The sequence below is a fragment of the Thioclava arctica genome, from assembly GCF_040892615.1.
Lineage (GTDB): Bacteria > Pseudomonadota > Alphaproteobacteria > Rhodobacterales > Rhodobacteraceae > Thioclava > Thioclava arctica.
The window spans coordinates 361,690-386,687 of sequence record NZ_JBFRYC010000001.1 but is presented as its reverse complement, the minus strand read 5'-3'; the positions used below and the strand labels follow the sequence as shown (position 1 = coordinate 386,687).

21 protein-coding genes are annotated in these 24,998 nt (G+C 61.8%); 8 read left to right on the top strand and 13 right to left on the bottom strand.

Annotated elements, in window-relative coordinates:
• Nucleotides 1-16 precede the first annotated feature (16 nt).
• From soxZ to AB4874_RS02010, 5 genes are all read right to left on the bottom strand, one after another.
• On the bottom strand, nucleotides 17-343 hold the full coding sequence (soxZ, locus tag AB4874_RS02030; RefSeq protein WP_295536784.1) for a thiosulfate oxidation carrier complex protein SoxZ: 327 nt from the start codon (nucleotides 341-343) through the stop codon (nucleotides 17-19).
• Between the two features lie 23 nt (nucleotides 344-366).
• Nucleotides 367-786: a thiosulfate oxidation carrier protein SoxY gene (gene soxY / locus AB4874_RS02025; protein ID WP_368390745.1), complete on the bottom strand. Its 420-nt coding sequence runs from the start codon at nucleotides 784-786 to the stop codon at nucleotides 367-369.
• A 34-nt stretch (nucleotides 787-820) separates the two neighbouring features.
• A complete protein-coding gene (gene soxX / locus AB4874_RS02020) occupies nucleotides 821-1,297 on the bottom strand; it encodes a sulfur oxidation c-type cytochrome SoxX (protein ID WP_295536780.1) in 477 nt (158 codons plus the stop codon).
• Nucleotides 1,298-1,511: 214 nt separating this feature from the next.
• Nucleotides 1,512-2,072, bottom strand: coding sequence for a thioredoxin family protein (locus AB4874_RS02015; RefSeq protein ID WP_368390744.1), 561 nt, complete (start codon nucleotides 2,070-2,072; stop codon nucleotides 1,512-1,514).
• 17 nt (nucleotides 2,073-2,089) lie between these two features.
• Complete coding sequence (locus tag AB4874_RS02010; protein ID WP_295536776.1) at nucleotides 2,090-2,827, bottom strand: cytochrome c biogenesis CcdA family protein; 738 nt, start codon at nucleotides 2,825-2,827, stop codon at nucleotides 2,090-2,092.
• Nucleotides 2,828-2,923: 96 nt separating this feature from the next.
• On the opposite strand from AB4874_RS02010, the gene AB4874_RS02005 reads away from it, so the two are divergent.
• The 3 genes from AB4874_RS02005 (at nucleotide 2,924) to AB4874_RS01995 (ending at nucleotide 5,005) form a co-directional block, all read left to right on the top strand.
• Nucleotides 2,924-3,391: a thioredoxin fold domain-containing protein gene (locus AB4874_RS02005; protein ID WP_368390743.1), complete on the top strand. Its 468-nt coding sequence runs from the start codon at nucleotides 2,924-2,926 to the stop codon at nucleotides 3,389-3,391.
• A 220-nt stretch (nucleotides 3,392-3,611) separates the two neighbouring features.
• Nucleotides 3,612-3,893 (top strand): ArsR/SmtB family transcription factor, encoded by a 282-nt coding sequence (locus AB4874_RS02000; protein ID WP_295536811.1) that lies wholly within the window; start codon nucleotides 3,612-3,614, stop codon nucleotides 3,891-3,893.
• 65 nt (nucleotides 3,894-3,958) lie between these two features.
• Complete coding sequence (locus AB4874_RS01995; protein ID WP_368390742.1) at nucleotides 3,959-5,005, top strand: YeeE/YedE family protein; 1,047 nt, start codon at nucleotides 3,959-3,961, stop codon at nucleotides 5,003-5,005.
• Between the two features lie 231 nt (nucleotides 5,006-5,236).
• On the opposite strand, the gene AB4874_RS01990 is transcribed toward AB4874_RS01995, so the two are convergent.
• Both AB4874_RS01990 and AB4874_RS01985 read right to left on the bottom strand, forming a co-directional pair.
• Nucleotides 5,237-8,491 carry an efflux RND transporter permease subunit gene (locus AB4874_RS01990; protein ID WP_368390741.1) on the bottom strand — a complete coding sequence of 1,085 codons (3,255 nt, stop codon included), beginning with the start codon at nucleotides 8,489-8,491 and terminating at the stop codon, nucleotides 5,237-5,239.
• Entirely contained in the window at nucleotides 8,484-9,467 is a 984-nt protein-coding gene (locus AB4874_RS01985; protein WP_295536964.1) for an efflux RND transporter periplasmic adaptor subunit, read from the bottom strand. Before AB4874_RS01985 ends, AB4874_RS01990 begins: the two co-directional genes overlap by 8 nt.
• 197 nt (nucleotides 9,468-9,664) lie before the next feature.
• Between AB4874_RS01985 and serS the strand changes: the two genes are divergently transcribed.
• Both serS and AB4874_RS01975 read left to right on the top strand, forming a co-directional pair.
• Nucleotides 9,665-10,954 carry a serine--tRNA ligase gene (serS, locus tag AB4874_RS01980; protein WP_368390740.1) on the top strand — a complete coding sequence of 430 codons (1,290 nt, stop codon included), beginning with the start codon at nucleotides 9,665-9,667 and terminating at the stop codon, nucleotides 10,952-10,954.
• Nucleotides 10,955-11,105: 151 nt separating this feature from the next.
• A complete protein-coding gene (locus AB4874_RS01975) occupies nucleotides 11,106-11,504 on the top strand; it encodes a YbhB/YbcL family Raf kinase inhibitor-like protein (RefSeq protein WP_295536959.1) in 399 nt (132 codons plus the stop codon).
• An 18-nt stretch (nucleotides 11,505-11,522) separates the two neighbouring features.
• Here AB4874_RS01975 and der read toward each other — a convergent pair whose 3' ends face one another.
• From der to AB4874_RS01960, 3 genes are read right to left on the bottom strand one after another with little or no spacing between them, the layout of a single operon-like run.
• A complete protein-coding gene (gene der, locus AB4874_RS01970; RefSeq protein ID WP_295536957.1) occupies nucleotides 11,523-13,037 on the bottom strand; it encodes a ribosome biogenesis GTPase Der in 1,515 nt (504 codons plus the stop codon).
• Between the two features lie 49 nt (nucleotides 13,038-13,086).
• Nucleotides 13,087-14,412, bottom strand: a complete 1,326-nt coding sequence (locus tag AB4874_RS01965) for an outer membrane protein assembly factor BamB family protein (protein WP_368390739.1) — start codon at nucleotides 14,410-14,412, stop codon at nucleotides 13,087-13,089.
• A 60-nt stretch (nucleotides 14,413-14,472) separates the two neighbouring features.
• Nucleotides 14,473-15,150 (bottom strand): hypothetical protein, encoded by a 678-nt coding sequence (locus tag AB4874_RS01960; protein ID WP_368390738.1) that lies wholly within the window; start codon nucleotides 15,148-15,150, stop codon nucleotides 14,473-14,475.
• A gap of 181 nt (nucleotides 15,151-15,331) precedes the next feature.
• Here AB4874_RS01960 and AB4874_RS01955 point away from each other — a divergent pair, with 181 nt between their 5' ends.
• Complete coding sequence (locus AB4874_RS01955; protein ID WP_368390737.1) at nucleotides 15,332-16,486, top strand: efflux RND transporter periplasmic adaptor subunit; 1,155 nt, start codon at nucleotides 15,332-15,334, stop codon at nucleotides 16,484-16,486.
• A complete protein-coding gene (locus AB4874_RS01950; RefSeq protein ID WP_368390736.1) occupies nucleotides 16,483-20,040 on the top strand; it encodes an efflux RND transporter permease subunit in 3,558 nt (1,185 codons plus the stop codon). The genes AB4874_RS01955 and AB4874_RS01950 overlap by 4 nt, the downstream gene beginning before the upstream one ends.
• A 24-nt stretch (nucleotides 20,041-20,064) precedes the next feature.
• On the opposite strand, the gene AB4874_RS01945 is transcribed toward AB4874_RS01950, so the two are convergent.
• Together AB4874_RS01945 and AB4874_RS01940 are read right to left on the bottom strand one after the other, a co-directional pair.
• Nucleotides 20,065-21,909 (bottom strand): ABCB family ABC transporter ATP-binding protein/permease, encoded by a 1,845-nt coding sequence (locus AB4874_RS01945; protein WP_368390735.1) that lies wholly within the window; start codon nucleotides 21,907-21,909, stop codon nucleotides 20,065-20,067.
• A gap of 132 nt (nucleotides 21,910-22,041) precedes the next feature.
• On the bottom strand, nucleotides 22,042-23,343 hold the full coding sequence (locus tag AB4874_RS01940) for a LysM peptidoglycan-binding domain-containing protein (protein ID WP_368390734.1): 1,302 nt from the start codon (nucleotides 23,341-23,343) through the stop codon (nucleotides 22,042-22,044).
• A gap of 112 nt (nucleotides 23,344-23,455) precedes the next feature.
• On the opposite strand from AB4874_RS01940, the gene AB4874_RS01935 reads away from it, so the two are divergent.
• Nucleotides 23,456-24,010 carry an LOG family protein gene (locus AB4874_RS01935; RefSeq protein ID WP_295536943.1) on the top strand — a complete coding sequence of 185 codons (555 nt, stop codon included), beginning with the start codon at nucleotides 23,456-23,458 and terminating at the stop codon, nucleotides 24,008-24,010.
• Here AB4874_RS01935 and rarD read toward each other — a convergent pair.
• Nucleotides 24,007-24,927 (bottom strand): EamA family transporter RarD, encoded by a 921-nt coding sequence (gene rarD, locus AB4874_RS01930; RefSeq protein WP_295536941.1) that lies wholly within the window; start codon nucleotides 24,925-24,927, stop codon nucleotides 24,007-24,009. The two genes, AB4874_RS01935 and rarD, sit on opposite strands and share 4 nt — an antisense overlap.
• Between the last annotated feature and the right edge of the window lie 71 nt (nucleotides 24,928-24,998).

Genomic DNA, 24,998 nt, shown 5'->3' with positions numbered 1-24,998 from the left:
GGCATCGCCTTATGGCTTAGCCGATCGCAATCTTCTTGCTGTCTTCGTAGATCGACCCGTCATCATCATACCAAGTGAACTTGAATTCACCGGCTTCGGGCACTTTGGCGTCGAATTCGATATAGGGGTTGGTCGAAACAGCCGGATCGAGCGTGACGTCGATCACGTTCTCACCGTTGAAATCACAGGTAAAACGGTTGATGATTTCCCGCGGGATCACCTTGCCGTCTTTGTCTTTGCGCTGACCCGATTCCATCGGATGCGAGATCAGGGTCTTGATGGTGATGACCTCACCGGCGGACGCTGATTTCGGCACTTTCACGCGGGGTTTGACGTTTTTCATATCATGTCTCTCCTGCTATCCGATCAGCCGCCGCAGCCGCCGATGGTGACTTTCACGGTCGATTTCGCCTGCACGAAGCTGCCATCGGCCATCTTTGCGACGGCAACCAGATCCTGCGTTTTCGACAGGCGGATGCGGATCGAAGCGGCTTGCGAACCAGCCAGCGGGCCGAATTTGAACACCGCGACACCCGGCGTCGGGTTGCCGGGGGCGAAAATAGCGATCTCGGTGGCACCGGGTGCGTCAACCGAAACCGGGACCGTGTTGCCGTTTTCGGCGATCTCGGGAGCGGTCAGCGTCAGGCCGCCCTCACCTGCGGTGGCACCGCCGGTGAACTTCGCGATCGCATCGGCCGTAGCATCGGCCAGCGCGGGCAGCGGCAGCACCGAGGCGGCAAAACCACCCATCGCCAGCGCCAGCGCGTCACGTCTGGTCATCGTCATCTTGTCTCTCTCCTCTCGGGTTACTCAGAAAAGGTCACTCTTCCTTAAGTGTCATAAGGAAAGCGACCACATCCTCAACTTGCTGACCGTTCAGGATCGGCGGCAAATCGGCAGGCGCAGCCTTGCCGGTATAGCCATCGCCGGGACGAATGAACGGTCCGGTTTTATACATTCCGGGCATCACAGAGCCCTCGAACGTGTGCTTGGCATCAACGACGATTCCGCGCAGTTGTGCCTCGGTCCAACGATCGCCGGCACCATTCAACTCGGGGCCGATATTACCCTGGAACGACGCATTCAGCGCAGAGACAACGTGGCAAGACACGCAGTTGCCCTGTGACTTCGTCGATGCAACTTCAGCACCTTTCGTCGGATCGCCCGGCTGCCCGGTCAGCGACGTCGTCACCTCCCCGGTGTCGGTGAACTTTACATCCATCGGCGCGGTCTCGGCGAACGCGGCGGTAGCTGCGAACGTGGCGGCCACTGCGGCCAACGCAACGTGGCGTTTCATAGAAGTCCTCCCAAATTCTCTCCCTGAGACACATTTAAGCGAGCGCGTCAGTATGGCGCAATGATAAATTCAAAATTTCGCATATTTTCCGATATGTTCCACCAAACACATCAAGAAAAATCCTTTAAAAACAATACATGCTGCAAGTGCAGAAAAGCCACGCACAGGATTTCCCATGCGGGGCTTTTCTGAAAAACTGATCATTTCGGGGCAATTATTGTGCCATCTGCTCGGCCACATATTTCTGGAAGTTCTGCCCGCTCTCATATCCGTGATTCTTCACCCAGGTCAAAAGCGCCTTCGTCGTACCCTTGCCAAAAGCCCCCGGCATTTGCGCCACGGCAGCCTTGTTGGCCGCCACGCCATCGACGTTTTCGGGGAAGAACATCATGGTGGGCGTGAACATTACCCCCCACTTCATGGCCATGTCTTTTTCGGGCAGAGATTCGCCGTCGAAATCGGTCACCTCGACGTCGCCAAACAGGTTCATCTGCACGACATAATAGTTGTCGGTGATGAGTTTCGCGATCTCGGGATCGGAGAACACCTCTTCGTGCATCTTCTTGCAATAGATGCAGCCACGCTGCTCCCAGATCACCAGAAACCGCTTGCCCGCATCATTGGCCGAGGCCAGATCGTCAGACATGTCCTTGAAGGTATCCTGGAACCACGGTTCTTTGTGCAGCCCGTCATCGCCCAGTTCCGCCGCCGCCACTGGCAGCGCCAAGACCAGGCACGCCATGATCGCGCCAAAGGTAGAAGTCAAAAAACGCATCATCTCTCTCCCATTGCTCAGCCCAAGCTTCCGCTGGGCATCACCTCGATCAAGAATTGACCGATCCAGCGCAGCCCGCCGGTCACAATCAAGATCGCAAACACAATCAGCATGACACCCATCGCCTTTTCCACATAGGCCAGTTTGGACTGGTGGCGGCGCATCAGCGCGAGGAACGGCTTGGTGAAGAAGGCCGCGATCACGAAGGGGAAGGTCATCCCGACCCCATAGACGAACAGCAACAGCCCGCCCTGCGTGATATCGCCCATCCCCGAGGCCACCATCAAAATCGCTGCCAAGGCCGGGCCAACGCAGGGCGTCCAGCCAAAGCCAAAAGCGAGCCCCATCACATAGGCCCCAAAGAACGTGGACGGGTCGGTTTTGGATTCCATGCGCGCCTCACGATAGAGGAACGGAATGCGGATCACGCCGAGGAAATGCAGCCCGAAGACCAGCAGAATGACTGCCGCGACGTAGGAAAGCGGCCCCATCCATTCGCGAAATGCCGAGCCAAGCGCCGTCGCGCCCATCCCCATCAGCACAAAAATCGTCGTCACACCCAGCGCGAATGCCACCGCCGAAGCGATCATGCGCATCTGTGCACCGCGCGCAATCGCACCATCGCTGCGCAGCTCGCTCATCGACAAGCCCGCCATATAAGACAGGTAAAACGGGACCATAGGCAAAATGCAGGGTGTCAGGAAAGACAGCAACCCGGCGAAAAATGCGCCCCCGAAACTTGGGTCAATCGGCACGAAACCCTCCCATGATGAGGACTACGGCCTCCCAACCGTTTCTTGACGCCCCCGTGAAACATATTACGATCTTTATATGTAATGGGAGTATCGTCAATGTTTCGTGAGTTCGCTTGCGCAGTTTTTCTCGCTGCCGTGATGGCAGTTGGGCCAACTCTTGGATTGGCCGATACCGCCCCGGCCCCGGACCCGGCCGCACCTGCGCCCGCGAGCGCACCCACCGGCGACCCTACCCCTGCGGCACAATCGCGCTTTCGTCTGCTGATGATCGAACAGACGGGCTGCGTCTATTGCCGGATGTGGAACCACGATCTTGGCCCGATCTATCCCAAGACCCCCGAGGGGCAGATCGCCCCACTCGAGCGCGCAGATCTGCACAAGCCGATGCCCGAGGGCGTCACCCTCACCGGAGGCAAGGCGATCTATACGCCGACCTTTGTTTTGCTGGATAACGGCACCGAAATTGCCCGGATCGAGGGCTATGCAAGCGAAGATTTCTTCTGGGGATTGCTGGGCCAAGCGCTGCAAAAAGCGGGCGCAGATCTGCCCGACCCGGCGCAATAAGTGCACGGCATCTGGCGAAAAATGACGACGCAGGCTTTGTTCCAGCGAATCGCCGTGTTAAAGCGTGTTAAAGATAACCAGTGTGGTTGCGCCATTTTAGGCAACCGGCAAAAAGGAAATGGCGGTGCGACAAATGGCACCAGATGGGCGCGATTCCGACCTTACCTCTCCCGTCCCAGGTCAGGATGGGAGGTGCGCGCGTTTGGACGCCGATGAGTTGATGCTGCGCGCCCAGGATGCTGCGAATTTGATGAAGGCCCTTGCCCATGAGGGGCGGCTGATGATTCTATGCCATCTGAGTTCGGGCGAAAAATCCGTGACCGAGTTGGAAAACCTTCTTGAATCGCGCCAAGCCGCTGTCAGTCAGCAACTGGCACGGTTGCGCCTTGAAGGGCTGGTCAGTTCCCGCCGCGAGGGCAAAGCAATCTATTACACGCTGTCCGATCCGCGCGCGCGGCGCCTGATCGAGGTGGTCTATGAAATGTTTTGCAACACCGACTAAGGGTTGGCCTTGCAATAATCTCTATCAGGAAACCGGGTCTAACCTGCCCGGGAGGGAGGCGCGAAATGGAACACCTGCCAGTGGGCGTGCTGGCCGCTTTGGTCGGATTGATCGGCGGCGTGGTGTTGGGTTTGGCGGCCCGTCTGGGTGATTTTTGCACGCTGGGCGCGCTGGAAAGCGCGGCTTACGGCGAAGATCAGCGCCGATTGCGCCTTTGGGGCGTGGTGCTGGCGGTGGGGATTACGGGTTCTTTCCTGGCCGAGGCCTTGGGCTGGGCCGATATCACCCACAGCTTTTATCATACCATCCAATGGTCGCCGCTGTCCTCGATCGTGGGTGGGCTGCTGTTTGGCTATGGCATGGCGCTGGCGGGCAATTGCGGTTTTGGCGCGTTGGTGCGCTTTGGCGGCGGTGATCTGCGCGCGCTGGTTGTGGTCGTGGTGATGGGCATTTTCGCCTTTGTCACGCTGTCCGGCCCGCTGGCCCATCTGCGCCTGCTGATCTTCGCCCAAGAGCCAGCAACCTCGCCCCAAGGCATCGCGCATTGGCTTTCGGCCCGCAGCGGCCTGTCCCCCTTGGTCTTTGCCCTGCCCATTGCCGCAGGCTTTCTGGCTTGGGGCCTCGCCTACAAACCCTTGCGCACCGATAAACGCCGCATCGCTTGGGGCGTCGCCGCTGGGTTGGCGGTGGTCTGGTGCCTGATTGGCACCTCGTGGCTTTTTGCCGAAAGCATGGGCGAAACCGGGGTCGAGGCCCCGTCCTTCACCGCCCCCTTAGGACGTACGATCCTCTATTTCATGACATCAACCGCAGGCGGGATTACCTTTTCGGTTGGGCTGGTCGGAGGGGTGCTGATTGGGGCTCTCATGGGCTCGCTGATCCGCGGACTATTTCGCTGGGAGGCCTGCGAGGACCCGCGTGAACTGGGCCGTCAGGTTGGCGGCGCGGCCCTGATGGGTATCGGTGGCACCATCGCTTTGGGATGCTCGATCGGGCAAGGCGTCAGCGCGATGTCGGTGCTGGCTTTTTCGGCCCCTGTGACGCTGGCCGCCATCGTGATCGGCGGGCTGATCGGGCTGCGCCAGTTGATCCACGGCTTTCAACCCGAGTGAACCTGCCATCGCGCAGCGCTAAATCATCCGGATGGATGCCTCCGGCGGGAGTATTTCTGGCCAGATGAAAAGAGAGAGCGCGACTGTATTTCATCTAGCTGGAAATACTCCCGCCGGAGGCTCCTGCCCCATCCCCAAGCGCGCCGCTCATCTTATGTAAAGCCCGACAAAAAAAGCGCCCGCGTGAGGGGATTTCCTCGCGCGAGCGCTCGTGTTTCAGGTGATGCCTGATCAGGTCTTGAAGATCCGATAGATCGCCGGGATCACCAGCACCGTCAGCAAGGTCGAACTGAGCAGACCGAACAGCAACGAGATCGCCAGACCCTGAAAGATCGGGTCCGCCAAGATCACCACCGCGCCGATCATCGCCGCCACCGCCGTCAGCAAGATCGGCTTGAAGCGGATCGCGCCGGCCTCGATCAGGATCTCGGTCTTGGTCTTGCCGGTTTCATCCGCGTGGCGAATGAAATCGACCAGCAGGATCGAGTTGCGCACGATAATCCCTGCCAGCGCGATAAACCCGATCATCGAAGTGGCCGAGAACGGTGCGTGGAAGATCCAGTGGCCCAGCATGATGCCAAGGAAGGTCAACGGCACCGGCGTCAGGATCACCAACGGCAGGCGGAAGCTGCCAAACTGCGCCACGACGAGGATGTAGATCCCGAGCAAGGCCACGGCAAACGCCGCGCCCATGTCGCGGAACGTGACCCAAGTCACTTCCCATTCGCCATCCCACAGCAGCGTGACATGGCTTTCGTCCTGAGGCTGGCCGTGGAACGAAATGATGGGCTTTTCGCCCGGCGCCCATTGCATGTTGTTGATGATATTATCGACCGCCAACATGCCATAAAGCGGCGCCTCGTATTGGCCTGCGAGTTCGGCGGTGACCATCTCGGCTTCGCGCCCGTTATGGCGGAAGATTGGATAGGACGCCTTCTCTTTGGCCACGCTCACCACATCCCCCAGTTCCACCACACCGCGCGCGCCGGGCAGAACATTGGCCGGGATCGGGGTGGACAGCGTGTTCTCGTTCATCACCCGGTTGGATTTCGAGCGCTCCATCACGATCGGAATGGGCTGGCGTTCCTTGCCGCGATGGGAATAGCCCACCGTGGTTTTGCCGTTCAGCATCGCCAGCGTGTCCCACACATCGCCCTCTTGCACCGAGTAGAATTCCAGATCGTCGGAATTCACCGTCGCGCGCAGTTTATCGGGCTGGATGCCGAACGAATTATCCACATCCACGATGTAAGGCACTTCCTTGAAGGCCTGCTCGATCTGGCGCGCCGCCGCACGTCGGATTTCCGGGTTGGGGCCATAGACCTCGGCCAGAAGGGTTGCGATCACCGGCGGACCGGGGGGCGGTTCGACCGTCTTCAGGCTGGCACCTTTGGGCAGTTTGATCGCCTTGATCTTGTTGCGGATGTCGATCGCGACTTCATGGCTGGAGCGGTCACGCTCGGCCTTGGGCAGAAGCTGAATTTCGACATCGCCCTTATTGGGCTGGTTGCGCAGGTAGTAGTGGCGCACCAGACCGTTGAAGTTGAAGGGCGCAGCCGTGCTGGCATGGGTTTGCGTGGACAGCACTTCGGGCATTTCGGTCACGATATCCGCGACCTGTTGGGCCACGCCATCGGTTTCTTCAACCGAGGTGCCCGCAGGCATATCAATCACCACCGACAGCTCGGATTTATTGTCGAAGGGCAGTAGTTTGACCGTGACATGTTTAGTGTAGAGCAGGCTCAACGAGCCAAAGCTCAGCACCGTCACCACGATCAGAAACAGCCCCGCGCGCCCCTTGGTTTTCAGGATCGGACGCGCGACCTTGGCATATAGCTTGCCAAGGCGCCCCCCTGCCTGATGCCCGCCATAGGCGTCGTCATCGGCGGCGTGGCCATGCAACTGCGCCTTGCCTGCAACCTTGACCATCAGCCAAGGCGTGATGATGACGGCCACGAAGAACGAAAACACCATCGCCGCCGAAGCCACCGCCGGAATTGGCGACATATAGGGGCCCATCATGCCCGACACGAAGAGCATCGGCAAAAGTGCCACGACGACGGTCAGGGTTGCCACGATGGTCGGGTTGCCGACCTCGGCCACGGCCTCAATTGCCTTGGTCACGCGGGACCCCGGCCCCTTCATCGCCCAATGTCGCGCGATGTTTTCGATCACCACGATCGCGTCATCGACCAAGATCCCGATCGCGAAAATCAGCGCGAATAGCGACACCCGGTTCAGCGTAAAGCCCATCACATAGGCGGCAAACAGCGTCAGCAGAATGGTCACCGGAATGACAACCGCCACCACGATGGATTCACGCCAGCCAATCGCCACCAGAACCAGCCCGATGATTGACACCGTCGCCAGCCCAAGGTGGAACAGCAACTCGTTGGCTTTCTCATTGGCGGTCTCGCCGTAATCGCGCGTGACCTTGACCTCGACATCATCGGGGATCAGCGTGCCATGCAACTGATGCATCCGCTCGAGGATCTGTTCGGCCACGACCACCGCGTTCGAGCCCGCGCGCTTGGCAATCGCCAGCGTCACAGCCGGGGTGCGTTCGATCTTGCCAGCCTTGTCGCGCTGCACGTTCGACACGATCGCATCCGCAGCATCGGGCACATAGGAAATCTTGGCCACATCCGCCACATAGACAGGGCGATTGTCCCGCGTGGTCAGCAACAGACCCGCGATTTCGGCTGGCGCAACCAGAGTTTTACCGGCCGCCAGCGCGATCTGCTTGCCCTCGTCGCGGATCATGCCGGTGTTGAACGAGCGGTTGGCCTGCGTGACCTTTTGCGAGAGTTGCTGCAAGGTGACGCCATACAGCGCCAGCTTGGCAGGCTCTGGCTCGATGCGGATCTCGCTGGTGGCCTCGCCCACGATATAGGTCAGACCGACATTGCTGATCTTGGTGACCTCGGTCTGCATTTCACGCGCGATCCGGGTCAGCTCGTCACTGTCGATCTGTGCGCCATCTTTGCCCGTGAAGGTCAGCGACACGATCGCCACATCGTCAATCCCGCGGCCCACGATCACCGGATCAGGGATGCCTTTGGGGATGCGGTCCATATTGGCCTGCATCTTTTCATGCACGCGCAAAACGGCGGCATCCGCCGAGGTGCCGACCTTGAAGCGTGCCATCACCAGCGCGCCATCATCCTGGGTTTGGGAATAGACGTGCTCGACCTCGTTGATGCCTTGCACGATGGTTTCCATCGGCTCAGTCACCAGTTTCATCGCATCATCGGCCTTCAGACCGGGGGCCTGAATATGGATATCCACCATCGGCACGGCGATCTGGGGCTCTTCCTCGCGCGGCAGCGAGAGCAGCGCCACAAGACCCACCGCCACCGCCGCCAGCACCATCAAAGGCGTCAACGACGAGCGGATGAACGCCTTCGTCAGCGCGCCCGCAATGCCCAGCTTGACATGAACCTGATCTTCTTCGGGCGTCTCAGGCCCGGTTGTCTGCTCACTCATGGGGCACCACCACATCGCCCGGGTTCAGCCCGGTGAGAACTTCCAGCATTTCCTGATCGTCCAGATTGATCACGACGCCCGGCACGATGGTGCGCTCATAGGTGCGATCGCCCTCTTTGACGCGCACGAAATCAAGCCCCGAGCGGGTCACAACGTAGCTGGCCGGAATCACGATGGTCTGGCGATTGCCCATCGGAAGCTTCACCAGCAAACGCGCCGCCACAAAGCGTGCATTCAGATCGGGCACTTCGACATCGGCCTGCACGCGCCCACCTTCGATCTGGGGATAGATCTTGGCCAGCTTGCCCGCGATCTCTTTGCCGTCGGAATCGGTGATCATGATCGTGTCACCCTGCTTGAGCGTATCGGCATGACGTTCGGGCACCGACAGGCGCAGGAAAAATCCGCCCCCCCCGATCGTTGCAATCGTCTCGCCCGCCATGATCACAGCGCCCTTGGTCACGGGGACCGACACAACCTTGCCCGCGATGGGCGCGGTGACGGTGCCGTATTGCTCTTGCTGCTGATAGACCTTGCGCTGCGCCTGTTGCGCGGCGATCTGGCCCTCATAAACATTCACCTGCGTCTGCAACTGATCGACGTTTTGCGAGGTCGAGACGCCGCGCGCCTTCAGATCCTCGCCGCGTTTCAACTCGGTCTTGGCATTTTCAAGCTGGGCCTGCAGCGCATTGATCTGCGCATCGACCGCCCCGATTTGATAGACCAGCGTCTGATCGACAATCGTGGCAATCGTTTGCCCCGCCGTGACCTCATCGCCCTCGGTGACGTCCAGCGCCGTGATCGTGCCCGAAAGCTGCGCGCGCGCCGCGATGGTGTTCTTGGCCTCCACCTGACCATAGACCGATTTCCAATCGGTCACGATCTGGGGTTCGATTGTGATTGGTCCATCGGCGGCCATGGCTAGCCCGGGCAAGACCATCATGGCAAAAGCCAGCGGCAAGAGTGTCAGTTTCATCTCGGTTTCCCTTCCATCCGGGCGGACGTGCTTTCCCCGGTTATATTCCGGTTCTTGAATGTGACCCCTTACAGCAAAATTCAGCCGCCGCGCAAGCCTGCTGGATGGGCACTGTGTCGCGGCGGCATCGGCCGGGGGCTTTCACGCGTCAGTTTCATGCGCTAAAGCCGTGGGCGCAACAGTCTTGGAGAGATGAGATGCACGATATTCGCGCAATCCGTGAAAACCCCGCCGATTTTGACGCCAAACTCGCGCGCCGCGGGCTCTCGCCGGTCTCTCCCGAGCTATTGGCGCTGGATGAAGCGCGCCGCGCCGCGATTCACGCCGCCGAAACCGCGCAAGCCGCGCAAAACGCCGCCTCCAAACAGGTCGGCGCGGCCAAGGCCAAAGGCGACGACGCCGAGTTCGAACGCCTGCGCGCGTTGGTGGGAGAAAAGAAGTCCGAGGTCGCCGCGATGCAGGCCGAGGCCAGCGATCTGGATGCAAAGCTGCGTGATCTGCTGATGGGCTTGCCGAATCTGCCCCTTGATGAGGTGCCAGATGGCGCAGATGAGGACGAAAACGTCGAGCTCAGCCGCTGGGGCACGCCGCGCAGCTTCGATTTCGCGCCCTTGGAACATTACGAGTTGCCTGCCGTCGGCAAAGCGATGGATTTTGAAACGGCGGCGAAACTGTCGGGCGCGCGCTTTGTGGTGCTTAAAGGGGGCGTCGCGCGGGTGCATCGCGCGCTGGCGCAGTTCATGCTCGATCTGCATGTCGATCAGCACGACCTGAGCGAAAATATCACCCCCGTTCTGGTGCGCGATTCCGCGATGCTGGGCACCGGGCAATTGCCGAAATTCAGCGAAGACAGCTATCAGACCACCAATGGCTGGTGGCTGATTCCCACCGCGGAGGTCACGCTGACCAATTACGCCGCAGGCGAGATGTTTGACGCCAGCGCCCTGCCCCAGCGGATGTGTGCCCACACGAACTGCTTCCGCTCCGAGGCGGGATCGGCGGGCAAAGACACCTCGGGGATGCTGCGTCAGCACCAGTTCGAGAAGGTTGAGATGGTGACGATCTGCCACCCCGACGAAGCCCTGGCCGAACATGAGCGCATGACGAAATGCGCCGAAGCGGTGCTGGAGGGGCTGGACCTGCCCTATCGCCGCATCGTGCTGTGCACTGGCGATATCGGCTTTGGCGCGCAGAAAACCCATGATCTCGAGGTCTGGCTGCCCGGCCAGAACAGCTATCGCGAGATTTCCTCGATCTCGACCTGCGGCCAGTTCCAAGCGCGCCGGATGAATGGCCGTTTCAAGCCCGCCGATGGTGGCAAGCCCGATTTCGTCGCCACGCTGAACGGGTCGGGTCTGGCGGTCGGACGCTGCCTGATCGCGGTGCTGGAAAACGGTCAAGAAAAGGACGGCTCGGTCACGCTGCCTGCCGCCTTGCACCCGTATTTGGGTGGCAAGACGCGGCTGGTGGATGGCGCGCTAGTCTAACCAACGCTTTGAAACCGAACCAGAAAGGCCCCGTCGCGGGGCCTTTTTTCATGCCCTCGCGGACTGTTTTGGTCAAACCGCGGGAATGGGGTAGACTGGTCTGGCGCGCAGGGCGCTTCCCTGCCCCGTCAGACTGCGCAGGAGCTTAACGATGCCCCAGCTTACCCCGATCCTCGCCGCACTCGCCCTATCAGCCACCGCGACCGCCGCCAGCGCCGAAATGAAGCTTGCTTTTGATTGGGGCAATATTCCGCGCTGCACCACCGGGCGACCCAATGTGGTGCCCAGCCCCACCTTTACGCTTAGCGGCGTGCCCGCGGGCGTCACTGCGTTGACGTTTCGGCTCAAGGATCGCGACGTGCCCGGCTACAACCACGGCGGTGGCACGGTGAAGGTCAAGATGCCCGCCAAAGGCACGATTCCCGCGGGCGCTTTTAGCTATAAAAGCCCCTGCCCTCCGTCGGGTCGCCACCTTTATGAGTGGACGGTGACGGCCAAGGCCGGAAATCAGACCTTGGCCACAGCGAAAGCGCAGCGCAGCTACCCTTAGGCCGCGCGCCGAACCCGCTTAATCGGGCTTTTTGCTCTCGCGCCGCTTGCGCGCCGTTTCTTTGTGATCGGCCTTTTTCTTGGCATCGACGTGTTTCTTCAACCGCGAGGGAATCGACTTTTTGCGATCCTTGAACGGGTTATCCTGCCCCTGATCGCGCAGATACAGCCGGATCGGCGTGCCCGGCATGTCAAACGCCTCGCGCAGGCCGTTGACCAGATAGCGCTCGTAACTCGCGGGAATCTTGTCGGCATAGGTGGTTTTCACCACAAACCCCGGCGGGCGCGTCTTGGCCTGCGTGATATAGCGCAGTTTGATGCGGCGACCGCCCGGAGCGGGTGGCGGGTGCGCCTCGACCATCGCGCCGAGCCAAGTGTTCAGCTTGCCGGTAGTGATGCGACGGTTCCAGACCTCATGGGCCTTGAGAATCGCAGCATGGAGCCGGTCGATACCCTTACCGGTTTTGGCCGAAACGGTGACCATCGGCGCGCCGCGAAGCTGCGGCAGCAGACGTTCAAACGCCTCACGCAACTCTTTCAGCTTCTCGGGTTTGTCCTCTTCGAGATCCCATTTATTGGCCGCCACGACCACCGCGCGCCCTTCGGTCTCGGCAAAGTCCGCGATCCGCAAGTCTTGGGTTTCAAAGGGAATATTGACATCGATCAGGACCACCACGACCTCGGCAAAGCGCACCGCACGCAAGCCATCGGCCACAGACAGCTTTTCCAGCTTGTCATTGATCTTGCCGCGTTTGCGCATCCCCGCCGTGTCCCAGATCCGCATCGGCGTACCCATGAACGTGTTGGTCACCGAGATCGCATCGCGCGTGATCCCCGCCTCGGGGCCGGTCAGCAGGCGATCTTCCCGGATGATCTTGTTGATCAGCGTGGACTTGCCTGCATTGGGCCGCCCGATCACGGCCAGTTGCAGCGGTTTCGCGGCAGAGGGCGGCTGATAGGCGGGGATATCACCCTCTTCCAACTCATCATCGAGCACGACATCGGTCTCGGGCGTGTTGGCGGCGTTGCGTTCAGCGAATTCATCGGCCAGCGGCACCAAAGCGGTATAAAGATCATCGAGACCTTCGCCATGCTCGGCCGAAATGCGCAGCGGCTCCCCCAAGCCCAGCGACCAGGCCTCAAGGGCCCCCGCATCGCCCGCAGCCCCTTCGGCCTTGTTGGCCGCCAAGATCACATGCGCGTTCTTCTTGCGCAGAATATCGGCAAAAATTTCATCTGCCGGGGTCACACCGACGCGCGCATCAATCAGGAACAGGCAGATATCGGCCTCTTCGACGGCGCGCTCGGTCAGGCGACGCATGCGGCCTTGCAGGCTGTCATCCTCGGCCAGTTCCAGACCGGCAGAGTCGATGACGATAAAGCGCAAATCCCCCAAACGCGCATCACCTTCGCGCAGATCGCGGGTAACACCGGGCGTGTTGTCGACCAGCGCCAGACGCTTGCCCACCAAACGGTTGAACAGGGTCGATTTGCCGACATTGGGGCGGCCGACGATGGCCAGGGTAAAGCTCATGTTGCCCTCCTTGGGCGGATACGAGCGGCCCCCTTACACCCGAATGGCGTCACTTGAAAGCGTGCAGTTTCCCGTCACCGCCCACAACATACAGCACACGGCCCGCAACAACCGGGTCAGAAGCTGCCCCGCCGGGGATATTGGCCTGCCCGATAAGCGCGCCATTGACCGGGTTGAACACCCGCAAGATGCCATCTGAGGACGCGACAAACAGTTTGCCACCCGCCAGAACCGGGCCATAATTGGCCACGATATTGCGCTGTTTCTTGGGCTTGTCCTTGACGTAATAGGGCAGATCGCGCGCCCAGATCTGATCGCCCGTCGCCGCATTGAGGCGTACGAGCTGACCGGCATCCGAGGTCAGGAAGATCGAGCCGCCAACGACTTGCACCGGGCTGTTCGCGCCCTGCGTGGCCGTCCACAGACGCTCTCCCGAGTTCACATCGAACGCCGCCAGCTTACCCGTCGAGGCACCCGCATAAACGGTATCGCCCACGATGACCGGGTCGCCCGTCAGATCGACGATCGAGGCATAGGCCACACCGGGACGCGCGCCCGGCACCTTGGATTGCCACAGCTGCATCCCGCTTTGACGCAGCACGCCCGACATGAAGCCCGAGGGGAAGGGGAACACGACCATGCGACCGTTGACCGCAGGCGAGGACACGCCCGTCATCCCCGAATCTGACGGCGCGCCCGGCACTTGCCAAAGCACTTTGCCATCACTGGTGCGGATCGCCCAAGCCGAGCTGTCGCGCGCCACGACATAGACGGTGCCACCCTCGACCGTAGGAGCTCCGCCGATTCCGGTATCGAAATATTGCCGCCATTTGATTGCGCCACTGGCCGCGTCAATCGCCACCAGTTCCGAGAAATCAGACGTGACGTAAACCGTGCCCTTGTCATAAGCGACGCCCCCACCCGAGGCATCCCCCTCGTGATCGCCGGGCGGTGTGATGTCGGTCTGCCAGACACGTGCGCCATTGAGCGCGGTCGCGCTGACCCGGGCTTGGCTGTCCAGCGTATAGACCCGGCCCCCGCCCACGATGGGGTCGGCGGTGATGCGGTAGCGTTTGGCATTGCCCGCACCAATATCGGCTGACCAGATCGGCGTGGTGCCCGTGCCAAGGGCGGCGTTGAACAGCGCATGGGTGGGCGCGCCACCGCGTTGCGGCCATTCGGAATTAGCGACCTGAGCGGGCAGCTTGATCGCCTGGGCCTGATCTGCCGGGGCCGGCAAAGGGGCCAGTCCCTCATCGGCGCGCAGCGCATCGCGCGGGCTAAGACGTTCGCCCTGCAAGATGACCTCTTTTTGTGAACAGCCTGCCAAAGTGGCGGCCATCCCCAGCACGAAGATAGTCTTGCTCAGATTCACGCCCGTTCCCCCTACCCTGCACCGGGCCGCCTTTGCAGCGCGCCCGTCTGGATCGTCACATTACTCTTGCGGGGCGGGCTGCGCCGCCCCCGGCACTGGCGGCACCGTGCCACCCAGCGCCACAATCAACTCTGTCGCGCGCTGTTGCAAGCCCGGTGTAAGCCCGGCGTCCTCAAGGATCTGCTTGGCCAAGGCAATGGCCCCATCCTTGTCACCGCTTGCCAGCTTATCGGCAGCCTGTTGTTCAATCGCCAAAAGCCGATAGGGCGCGCCCGGCTTGGCCAAAAGTGCCAACGTCGCGTCGCGTTTGGCGCTGTCCATTTCAGGCCCTGCTGCGATCACCGCCTTGAGCTGGGCCAATTGCGTGATCGAAACGGGCAGGCCCGGCTCGGCCGCTGCGGCCTCGTAAAAGCCAAGCGCGGCTTTGGAATTGCCCGCGCTTTCGGCCTGATCGCCCTGCATAATCTTGAGAATGGCCGCGCGTCCCGCACCATCGGGCTGGATCGCTGCGAGCGCTGCATCGGTGTCCTTGGCCTTGACCGCCGCCATCACCTGATCGCCAAAGTCGCGCGCCTTGGTTTGCGCCTGCTCTTGTTGATAGGCGTTCCAGCCGGTGCCGCCCACGATCCCCAGGATCACCAGACCGCCAATCCATCCCCATTTGCGAAACGCCGCAAAAAGTTTGTCTTGGCGGACCGCATCGGTCACTTCGTCGATAAAACTGTCGGTCTCGCTCACGCGTGCCTCTTTTCGCTAGTCTTCCGGCCCCTCTTACACGGCTGCTCAAAGACTGCCAAGGCCCGCCGCGTCATGCGAACCGAGGGCTTGAGATCACGCGGCGCTCACCTTAAGTTGAACTCTGCGGTTCACTCTGCCCCCATCGCCCATTTCCATTGCGCCCCGCGTCAGGAGCCTTGCCATGCGCCCGATTCCGATCATCAACGCGATCCTTGTGCTGGGCGTGCTGTATTTACTGGTATTTGAGCGTGATCGCCTGATGAGCTTTGCGGGCAAATCTGGCGCGAAACCCGAGGCCGAAATCACCGCGCAAGCCGCCCCCGTTGAGGGTGCCGTGCCGGTGCAGGCCGTCGCTTCGGTGGCGCGTGCTGTCGATCAGGGCGTGTTGACGCGCGGGCAGACGAAGGCCGCGCGCCGGGTCGAATTGCGCGCGGAAACCTCGGCGCGGGTGATTTCCGAACCGCTGCCCCAAGGCCACGTGGTCGCCCAAGGCGATGTGCTATGCGCGCTTGATCCCGGCACCCGCCCCGCCGCATTGGCCGAGGCGCAGGCGCGCCTGATCGAAGCGCAGCTTAACGCGACGGCGGCGCAGAAGTTGCAGGCGGGGGGCTATCGTTCCGACACCTCAGCCGCCTCAGCGCAATCCGCACTTGAGGCCGCCACCGCAGGCGTCCGGGCCGCCCAGACCGAGCTTGCCCGCCTCAAGATCACCGCCCCTTTCGACGGCATCCTTGAGGGCGACACGGCCGAACTTGGATCGTATATCGCCTCCGGCGGGCTTTGCGCCACGGTGATCGCACTGAACCCGATGAAACTGGTGGGCTATGTGCCCGAAACCGAAATTGACCGGGTGAAAATGGGCGCGCAGGTTGGCGCGCGTCTGGCGACGGGCCGCGAGGTTCTGGGTCGCGTTTCTTACGTCTCCCAAAGCGCCGATCCTGCCACGCGCACCTTCACCGTCGAGGCCGAGGTCGCCAATGGCGACTTCGCTATCCGCGAGGGCCAGACGGTTGAAATGATCATTGCCGCCGATGGCACCAAGGCGCATTTCCTGCCCGCCTCGGCGATGACGCTCAATGATGCGGGCCAGTTGGGCGTGCGGATTGCGCGCGACGGCGTGGCCCATTTCGCCCCGGTTAAATTTTTGCGTGACACCCCCGAGGGCGTCTGGCTGTCGGGCCTGCCCGAGAGCGCGGATGTAATCGTGGTGGGCCAAGACTACGTCACCGAAGGCTCGCCCGTTGTGGTGACCTTGGTGGATCACGCCCCCGGCGATGTGGCGCAAGACACCCCAATGCCGGGCACGCCCGCCCCTGACACGGCACCCGCGCAATGACCGGGATCGTCGATTGGGCGGCAGCGCGCGCGCGCATGGTGATTGCCTTTGTGGTGATCTCGATTCTTGCAGGCCTTGCCGCCTATTTGAGCCTGCCCAAAGAGGGCGAGCCCGATATCGAAATTCCGATGCTGTTCATTTCGGTCCCCTTTCCCGGCATCTCGGCGGCCGATTCCGAAAAGCTGCTGGTCAAACCGATGGAAACCGAGCTGGCCGGGCTTGACGGGATCAAGAAACTCACCGGCATCGCGCAGGAAAACTATGCCGGCGTGATGATGGAATTCGATTTCGGCTGGGACAAGACCAAGATCATCGCCGATGTGCGCGACGCGATGAACACCGCCGAGGGCAAATTCCCCGACGGCTTTGAAAAATACGCCATCAACGAGATCAATTTCTCGGAATTTCCGGTGGTTGTGGTCACCCTGTCGGGCAATGCGCCCGAGCGCACGCTGCAACGCCTTGCGCGCGATCTGCAGGATGAAGTCGAGGGGCTGGAACCCGTCCTAGAAGCGCAGATCGCAGGCAATCGCGATGAGATGCTTGAGGTGGTGATCGACCCGCTGAAACTGGAATCCTACAACGTCACCGCGCCTGAATTGATCGCCACCGTGCAGTCCAACAACCAGTTGATCGCGGCGGGGGTGGTGCAAACTGATGGCGGCGCGTTTTCGGTCAAGATCCCGGCCACGTTCGAGACCGCGCAAGACGTCTACAACCTGCCCGTCAAGAAGAACGGCGAGCGGATGGTGACGCTGGGCGATCTGGCCGATATTCGCCTGACCTTCGAGGATCGCACCGGCACCGCACGGTTCAACGGCCAGCCCACGGTCGCGCTGCAAGTGGTCAAGCGCAAGGGCTACAACATCATCGACACGGTCGATCTGGTGCGCAAGACGGTGGCGGATGCACAGGCGCGTTGGCCCGAACCGCTGCAACGCGCGGTCGATGTGGGGATCTCGCTCGATCAGTCGAAGACCGTGGGCGCGATGGTCAGCCAGCTTGAGGGCTCGGTGCTGACGGCGATTGCGCTGGTGATGATCGTGGTGCTGGCAACACTTGGCACGCGCTCGGCGCTGCTGGTGGGCTTTGCAATCCCGACCTCGTTCCTGCTGACCTTTCTGCTGCTGGGCGCGATGGGCGTGCCGATCTCTAATATCGTGATGTTCGGGCTGATTCTGGCGGTCGGGATGCTGGTCGATGGCGCGATTGTCGTGGTGGAATATGCCGACAAGCGAATCTCGGAAGGCTCGGGGCCGATGGCCGCCTATACTGAAGCCGCCAAGCGCATGTTCTGGCCCGTTGTCAGCTCGACCGCGACCACGCTATGTGCCTTTCTGCCGATGCTGTTTTGGCCCGGTGTGCCCGGTGAATTCATGGGCATGCTGCCGATGACGATCATCTTCGTGCTCTCGGCGTCGCTGGTGGTGGCGCTGGTCTATCTGCCGGTGATGGGGGGCGTCGCGGGCCGTCTGTCGCGCCGCCTTGAGATGGGCGCGGGCGTGATCAAGCACTGGCCCTATTGGCTGCGTTTTGCACTGGCGGTGGTTTCGGTGGCGCTGGTTTTCTTGGGCGCGATGCTGACGCTGAACCCCGATTACCTGTCGGGCGGGCACACGCCCTCGGGTCAAGTCTCCGCCTCGCTGCCCGGCGCGGTGCTGTTCGTGCTTGCCGCAATGGCGGCGTCTATCACGATGACCGCCGCCAAGCCCGCGCGCAAACGCCGCCCCGTTGAGGCCGGCTATCGCCGCCGCCCGTTTGGTCATGTCATCGCCTTCATCGCGGGCAATCCGATCATGCCGCTGGTCAGCGTCGCCCTGATCGTGGGCGCGGTGATCTTCACCTTCGGCTATTTCGGCAAGCACAACAACGGCACCCAATTCTTCACCGATTCCGAGGTCGAACAAGCGATCATCTATGTGCGCGCGCGCGGCAACCTGTCGCTGTCGGAAAAGGACGCGCTGCTGCGCGAGGCCGAATCCCGCGTCATTGGCACGCCGGGCGTGGGCGCAGTGTTTTCCTTCGCAGGCGCGGGCGGGCTGAACCAGAATACCGGCGGGGCCAGCGCGCCGCGCGACACGATCGGGCAGATTCAGGTCGAGATGACGCCGTGGGAGACGCGCAAATCCGACACCGATCTCAAGGGCGATGTCGTGATGGAAAAGATCATGGCCAAAGTCGCCACGATCCCCGGCATCAAGGCCGATTATCTGGCGCAAGATCGCGGGCCCAGCTCGGGCAAGCCGATTCAGCTGCGCCTCAAGGGCGATGATTTCGCGACACTCGGTCAGGCGGTCGATACCGTCGAGGCGCATATGGCCCAGATGCAGGGTATCACCGCCATCGAAGACACCCGCCCCCTGCCCGGTATCGACTGGGAAATCGACGTCGATGTGACCCGCGCTGGCCGCTTTGGTGCCGATGTCGCCACCGTGGGCGGCATGGTGCAACTGGTCACGCGCGGCCTTTTGCTCGATACGATGCGAGTGCCGAGTTCGGACGGGGAAATCGAGATCCGCGCCCGCCTGCCCGAACAGGACCGGGTGCTGTCAACGCTCGATACGCTCAAGCTGCGCACCTCCGAGGGGCTGGTGCCGCTGGCCAATTTCATCACCCGCACACCGGTGCCCAAACTCGGCCAGATCGACCGGATCGACCAGACGCGCTATTATGACATCAAGGCCGATGTGGTTGAGGGGCTGTCCAATGACGACGGCACCCCGATCACCGGAAATGAACGCATCGCCGCCCTCGAAGACTGGCTCAGCACGCAGGCCGAACTGCCCTATGGCGTGAACTACGAATGGTCGGGCGACATGGTGGAGCAGGCCGAAAGTCAGGCCTTTTTGATGAAGGCTTTCGCCGGCGCTCTGGCGCTGATGTTCGTGATCCTGCTGGCGCAATTCAACAGCTTTTACAATGCGGTACTGGTGCTTCTTGCCGTGATCCTGTCCACCGCCGGGGTGCTGATCGGGATGCTGGTGATGGGCCAGCAATTCTCGATCATCATGACCGGTGTGGGGATCGTGGCGCTGGCGGGAATCGTGGTGAACAACAACATCATCCTGATCGACACCTATCAGGAATTCTCGCGCTACATGCCCCAGATCGAGGCGATTATCCGCACCGCCGAGGCCCGCCTGCGCCCCGTCCTGCTGACCACGATCACCACGATGGCGGGGCTTGCGCCGATGATGTTCGGGCTCTCGCTCGACTTCTTCAATGGCGGCTATTCGGTCAACAGCCCCACAGCGATGTGGTGGAAACAACTGGCCACGGCGGTGGTGTTCGGGCTGGGCACGGCGACGGTGCTGACGCTGGTGCTGACGCCCGCGCTGCTGTCAATCCGGGTCTGGATCAATGCGGGCGCCTATCGCGGCGCGCGCGCGCTTTCAGCCCTGATGCAAGGCATCGACAGTCGCGCTGCACGTGATCTCGCATTGGAACGCGCGATGCGCAAAATGCGCGGACGCGAGTTGATCTGGGACGACGCGCTGCCCCATGAAGGCGGCGCAAAACCCCATCTCGTGCAGGGACGGGATGCAGCGGAATAGGGCTCCGGCAAAAGCAGGGAGGCGCTAGGCCGCGCCTTCCTGCGCCTCTTCTTCCTCGGCCGATTGGCGCGCCCACATCGCCGCGTAGCGCCCGTGGCGCGCCAGCAGGTCCTCGTGATGGCCGCGTTCGACAATCACGCCTTTCTCCAGCACCACAATCTCGTCGCTATCGGCAATCGTAGACAGCCGGTGCGCAATTGTAATCACCGTGCGCCCCTGCCCCATCGCCTTGAGACTGTCCTGAATGTCGCGCTCGGTCTGGGTATCGAGCGCCGAGGTCGCCTCATCAAGCAACAAGATCGGCGGGTTTTTCAGGATCGTGCGCGCAATGCCCACCCGCTGCTTTTCGCCCCCCGACAGCTTCAGCCCACGTTCACCCACCGAGGTGTCATAACCATCGGGCAGATCAATGATGAAATCATGAATCTTGGCGGCCTTGGCCGCGGCGATGATCTCGTCTTCGCTGGCATTGGCGCGCCCATAGGCGATGTTGTAGCGGATCGTGTCGTTGAACAGCACCGTGTCTTGGGGCACCACGCCAATGGAATCGTGTAAGCTGACTTGCGTCACATCGCGCAGGTCCTGCCCATCAATCCGGATCGCCCCGCCTGTCACATCATAAAACCGAAACAGAAGCCGCCCGATGGTCGATTTCCCCGACCCCGAAGGCCCGACCAGCGCCACGGTCTTGCCCGCCGGAACCGTCAGCGAAATCCCCTTCAGGATCGGACGCGTCGGGTCGTAATGGAACGCGACATTGTCCAGCACCACCTCGCCGCCTTGCACATTTAGAACATTCGCGTCTGATTTATCCTCAATTTCTGAGGGCTGATGTAACAAATCAAACATTTCGCCCATATCGACCAAAGCCTGACGGATCTCGCGATAGACCGTGCCCAAAAAGCCCAAAGGCATGGTGATCTGGATCATATAGGCCTGCACCATGACGAAATCGCCTACCGTCAACGTGCCCGCCTGAACCTGCATCGCGGCCATCACCATCACCGAGACCAAACCGATCGAAATGATCAGCGACTGCCCCGCATTCAGCGTCGCCAGCGACTGCCCGGTCTTGACCGCCATCTGCTCATAGCCGCGCATCGAGTCGTCATACCGCTCGGCCTCGCGCGCCTCGGCTCCGAAATATTTCACCGTCTCGAAGTTCAGCAGACTGTCGATGGCCTTCTGATTGGCCTCGGTATCGGCCTTGTTCATCGCGCGCCGGATCGCAACGCGCCATTCGGTCACCTTGAACGTGAACTTGATATAGGCGGCCACCGTCACAATCACGACCGCCGCATAGCGCCAGTCAAACACCACCGCGAAGATGACCGTGACCATGCTCAGTTCCAAAATCAGCGGCCCGACCGAGAACAGCATGAAGCGCAGCAGGAACTCGACCCCCTTCACCCCGCGCTCGATCACACGGCTCAAGCCGCCAGTCTTGCGGGTGATGTGATAGCGCATCGACAGACGGTGAATATGGGTGAAGGTCTGCAAGGCCAGATGGCGCAAGGCCCGCTGCGCCACGCGCACGAAGATCGCGTCGCGCAGCTCACCAAACCCCACCGTCATCAACCGCGCCACACCATACGCCACGGTAATACCGACCGCGCCCATCCCCAAAGCCCAAGCCGGGCTCATGCCCTCGCCAGACAAATTGTTGACCGCCGCGCGATAGATGAACGGTGTCGAGACCGAGATGATCTTGGCCGCAATGAGCGCCAGCATCGCCAACACCACACGGCGCTTCACCCAAGGTGCCTCATGGGCCCACAGGAAGGGCAGCACAGCGCGAATCGTGCGCCAACCGCGCGCGCGCTCCTCGCGCGACATCTTGCCCGTGTTGGTGATCTGAGACGGAGGCATCGCGTGCCCTTTCCTTCATCTGGCCAAAAATACTCCGGGGGTCCGGGGGCTGGCCCCCGGCACCGCTCGACAGGCGCGCACGCTAACGGTGCACGCCCCGAGGTTCCAGCCCCGATTGTGTCGCAGCTGCCCCTATTGCGGGGAAGGAATGGTAAAGACCTGCCCCGGATAAATCAGGTCGGGGTTGCGGATCTGGTCGCGATTGGCGTCAAACACCCGCACATACAGAATGCCATCGCCATAGACCTCACGCGCGATCGCCCAAAGCGTGTTGCCTTGCACGATCTGCACCACTTTGACCGCATCGCCGTCGCCACCTGCCGACTTTTGCGCCTTTGAACTGGCCTGAGGTAGGTCGCCCGCTTGCGCCACAACGATCTGGTCGGGTTGATCAAAGGTCGTTTCGGCGCGCGCCACGACTTTGCCCGCCGTGCCGATGGCGTCAATGCGCAGACGATGCGCGCCCGGGCTCAAACCCGGCAAGTTCAGCGACCAGCGACCCGCACGCCCCGGCTCTGTCTGCGCCACCAGCGCACCATCAAGATAGGCGCTCAGCTTGCTGTCTGCGGGCGCACCGCGCCCCTCGGCGGCAGCGCGCCGCCCCTGCCCGAATGAGATCGTGTCGATCACCAGCGTATCGCTGGCCGGTGCGAGCAACCGCGCGCCATCGCTATCGGTGACAATCGGAGCGGGCGCAGCCTGTGCCATCTCGACCGGGGCTTGCGTGGCGCTTGGCATCGTCGCGCTATCGGGGCTGGCCTGCGCCGCGGCGAGCTCGGTCTGCGCGGGACGCAACACAAGGCTTTGCGCACTGTCGCGCGCCACACCATCCGTCCCCGTCACCCGCAGCGACAAGGCGCGCGCGCCGTTGCTTGGGGGCAAATCGAACAGAGAGGCGAAATTGCCCGCCCCATCGGCACGCGCTTTCGCCACCGATTGACCATCGACAAGAATATCCACCTCAGCCCCCGGATCGACCCGGCCCGCCAAGGTGACAGCGCCATCGGGCGTCGCCCGCAGAGCATCAAATTGCACCGTCGCGGTTTTGGACGAGGCGTTCGAATTCGGCGCGGATTGCGGCGCATTTTGCGCTCCCGCGTCAGTCGCCTCATTTGACGCAGCGTCCGCCCCCGTCACAGCCTGCGCATCAGGGGCAACTGCGCTTGCCGCCACATTGGGCGCAGCCTGTTGCCCGCCCGTCGGGGGCGCCGTGACGTCCGCCTGTGTTGCAGCCGCCGCGTCTGGTTTGGGGGCCACAGATGCCACCGGAAGTGCTGCGGTCTTGGCATCGGGCTTGGGCGCACTCTTTGGCCCCCACACCGCCCAGCCAATCACCGCCAGCACGATCAGCACTAAGGCCGCCACCCCACCGCGCAGCGCGCCCGACCAACCCGCCGCCTGTGCCTTATCGCTTTGCACTTCTGTCTGCGTCATTCCTGTCCCTTTCGCGTGGCGTTTCGCGTCTTTCGCGCGCACACCTTGAGCGACCTTAGCAACCCCGCTATCACCTCTCAAGAACAGCCTTTTTCAACATCGGAGCCCGATCATGACCATTTTCAGATCAGTTTGTGTCTATTGTGGCTCACGCCCGGGCGTGCGCGCCTCTTATAGCGAGGGCGCACGCGCCACGGGCGAGATGCTGGCCGCCCACGATTGGCAACTGGTTTACGGAGCGGGCGATGTCGGTTTGATGGGCGAGGTTGCACGCGCCGCGCAGGCAGCGGGTGGGCGCACCTTTGGCGTGATCCCCGAGCATCTGTTCCCCCAAGAGGTCGGAAAGCGCGACCTGTCGACCTTCGTGGTCACCGAAACCATGCATGAGCGCAAGAAGGTTATGTTCATGAATGCCGATGCGGTCGTGGTGCTGCCCGGCGGCGCGGGCAGTCTGGATGAGATGTTCGAGGTGCTCACCTGGCGCCAGATCGGGCTGCATGAAAAGCCGATTTTCGTGCTCAACATCGAGGGCTATTGGACCCCGCTTCTCAACCTCATCGCGCATATGATCGCCGAGGGCTTTGCCGATGCCTCGCTGCGCGACATGATCGTGGCGGTGGACAGCGTGGCCGAATTGGAGACCGCGCTGTTTGCAGCACTCGCCTAAACGGCCTCGGGCGGGGCGGCGGTGATGCGCCGTGGCCGCAAGCTGGCCGTCGAATACAGCGCCAACGCACACCAGATCAGCCCCAGCGCAATCGCGTGCCAGATCGTGACCTGTTCGCCAAAGGCCAGCGTCGCGACACCGAATTGCAGCGTCGGGTTAAGATATTGCACCAGCCCCACGGTCGCCATGCGCACCCGCTGCGCGGCATAGGCAAACAGCAAAAGCGGCGTGCCCGTGAGCGGTCCGGAGAACGCCAGCAGCGCCGAGGTGTGCCAATCTTTGCCAAAGGCGCCCGCGCCCGGAGCCCCGCCCCACCAGCCGAAATGATAGCCCAGCAGAACTGCCAGCGCGATGGGCGACAGCAACAGCACTTCGGCGCAAACCGATACCATTGGGCTGGCCTTTAGACCCTTCTTGATCAGCCCGTAAGTGCCGAAGGTAAAAGCCAAAATCAGCGATATCCAAGGCGCGACGCCCAAGCCCAGCGTCAACACCGCCACAGCCGTTCCCGCCAGCGCCACCGCCGCCCATTGCAGGCGGCCAAGCCCCTCGCGATAGACGATCAAGCCCAGCACAACGGCCACCAGCGGGAAGATATAATAGCCCAAACTCGCCTGCACCGCGTGGCCTGTCTGCACCGACCAGATAAAGGTGAACCAGTTGGCCGAAATCATGATCGCCGCCAGCGCCACAATCGCAGCACTACGCCCTCGCCGCGCACGCAAAACCCGCACGACCTCGATTAACCGGCCGCGAAATCCGAGAATCAGCGCGAAAAAGATCAGCGACCAAAGCGTGCGGTGGGCGAGCACCTCGATCGGAGGAACCCCGTCGAGCATCTTGTAATACAGCCCCGACAGCCCCCAGATGACGCAAGTCGCCACCATCGCCCAAAACCCTTTGACTGCTTCGCCCATCTCGCCCCCATCATTTTCGCGCGCAAGCTGACGGATCGCGACGGGAAAGGAAAGGGGCCATGAAAAAGGGG

Bases quoted from the DNA above. Each gene is read 5' to 3' on its own strand.
- AB4874_RS02005 (WP_368390743.1), top strand. From the start codon at position 2,924: ATGTTTCGTGAGTTCGCTTGCGCAGTTTTTCTCGCTGCCGTGATGGCA.
- soxX (WP_295536780.1), bottom strand. From the start codon at position 1,297: ATGAAACGCCACGTTGCGTTGGCCGCAGTGGCCGCCACGTTCGCAGCT.
- AB4874_RS01995 (WP_368390742.1), top strand. From the start codon at position 3,959: ATGGAACACCTGCCAGTGGGCGTGCTGGCCGCTTTGGTCGGATTGATC.
- AB4874_RS01950 (WP_368390736.1), top strand. From the start codon at position 16,483: ATGACCGGGATCGTCGATTGGGCGGCAGCGCGCGCGCGCATGGTGATT.
- soxY (WP_368390745.1), bottom strand. From the start codon at position 786: ATGACGATGACCAGACGTGACGCGCTGGCGCTGGCGATGGGTGGTTTT.
- serS (WP_368390740.1), top strand. From the start codon at position 9,665: ATGCACGATATTCGCGCAATCCGTGAAAACCCCGCCGATTTTGACGCC.
- AB4874_RS01975 (WP_295536959.1), top strand. From the start codon at position 11,106: ATGCCCCAGCTTACCCCGATCCTCGCCGCACTCGCCCTATCAGCCACC.
- der (WP_295536957.1), bottom strand. From the start codon at position 13,037: ATGAGCTTTACCCTGGCCATCGTCGGCCGCCCCAATGTCGGCAAATCG.
- AB4874_RS01985 (WP_295536964.1), bottom strand. From the start codon at position 9,467: ATGAAACTGACACTCTTGCCGCTGGCTTTTGCCATGATGGTCTTGCCC.
- soxZ (WP_295536784.1), bottom strand. From the start codon at position 343: ATGAAAAACGTCAAACCCCGCGTGAAAGTGCCGAAATCAGCGTCCGCC.
- AB4874_RS02015 (WP_368390744.1), bottom strand. From the start codon at position 2,072: ATGCGTTTTTTGACTTCTACCTTTGGCGCGATCATGGCGTGCCTGGTC.
- AB4874_RS01990 (WP_368390741.1), bottom strand. From the start codon at position 8,491: ATGAGTGAGCAGACAACCGGGCCTGAGACGCCCGAAGAAGATCAGGTT.
- AB4874_RS01945 (WP_368390735.1), bottom strand. From the start codon at position 21,909: ATGCCTCCGTCTCAGATCACCAACACGGGCAAGATGTCGCGCGAGGAG.
- AB4874_RS01955 (WP_368390737.1), top strand. From the start codon at position 15,332: ATGCGCCCGATTCCGATCATCAACGCGATCCTTGTGCTGGGCGTGCTG.
- AB4874_RS01935 (WP_295536943.1), top strand. From the start codon at position 23,456: ATGACCATTTTCAGATCAGTTTGTGTCTATTGTGGCTCACGCCCGGGC.
- rarD (WP_295536941.1), bottom strand. From the start codon at position 24,927: ATGGGCGAAGCAGTCAAAGGGTTTTGGGCGATGGTGGCGACTTGCGTC.
- AB4874_RS02000 (WP_295536811.1), top strand. From the start codon at position 3,612: ATGCTGCGCGCCCAGGATGCTGCGAATTTGATGAAGGCCCTTGCCCAT.
- AB4874_RS01940 (WP_368390734.1), bottom strand. From the start codon at position 23,343: ATGACGCAGACAGAAGTGCAAAGCGATAAGGCACAGGCGGCGGGTTGG.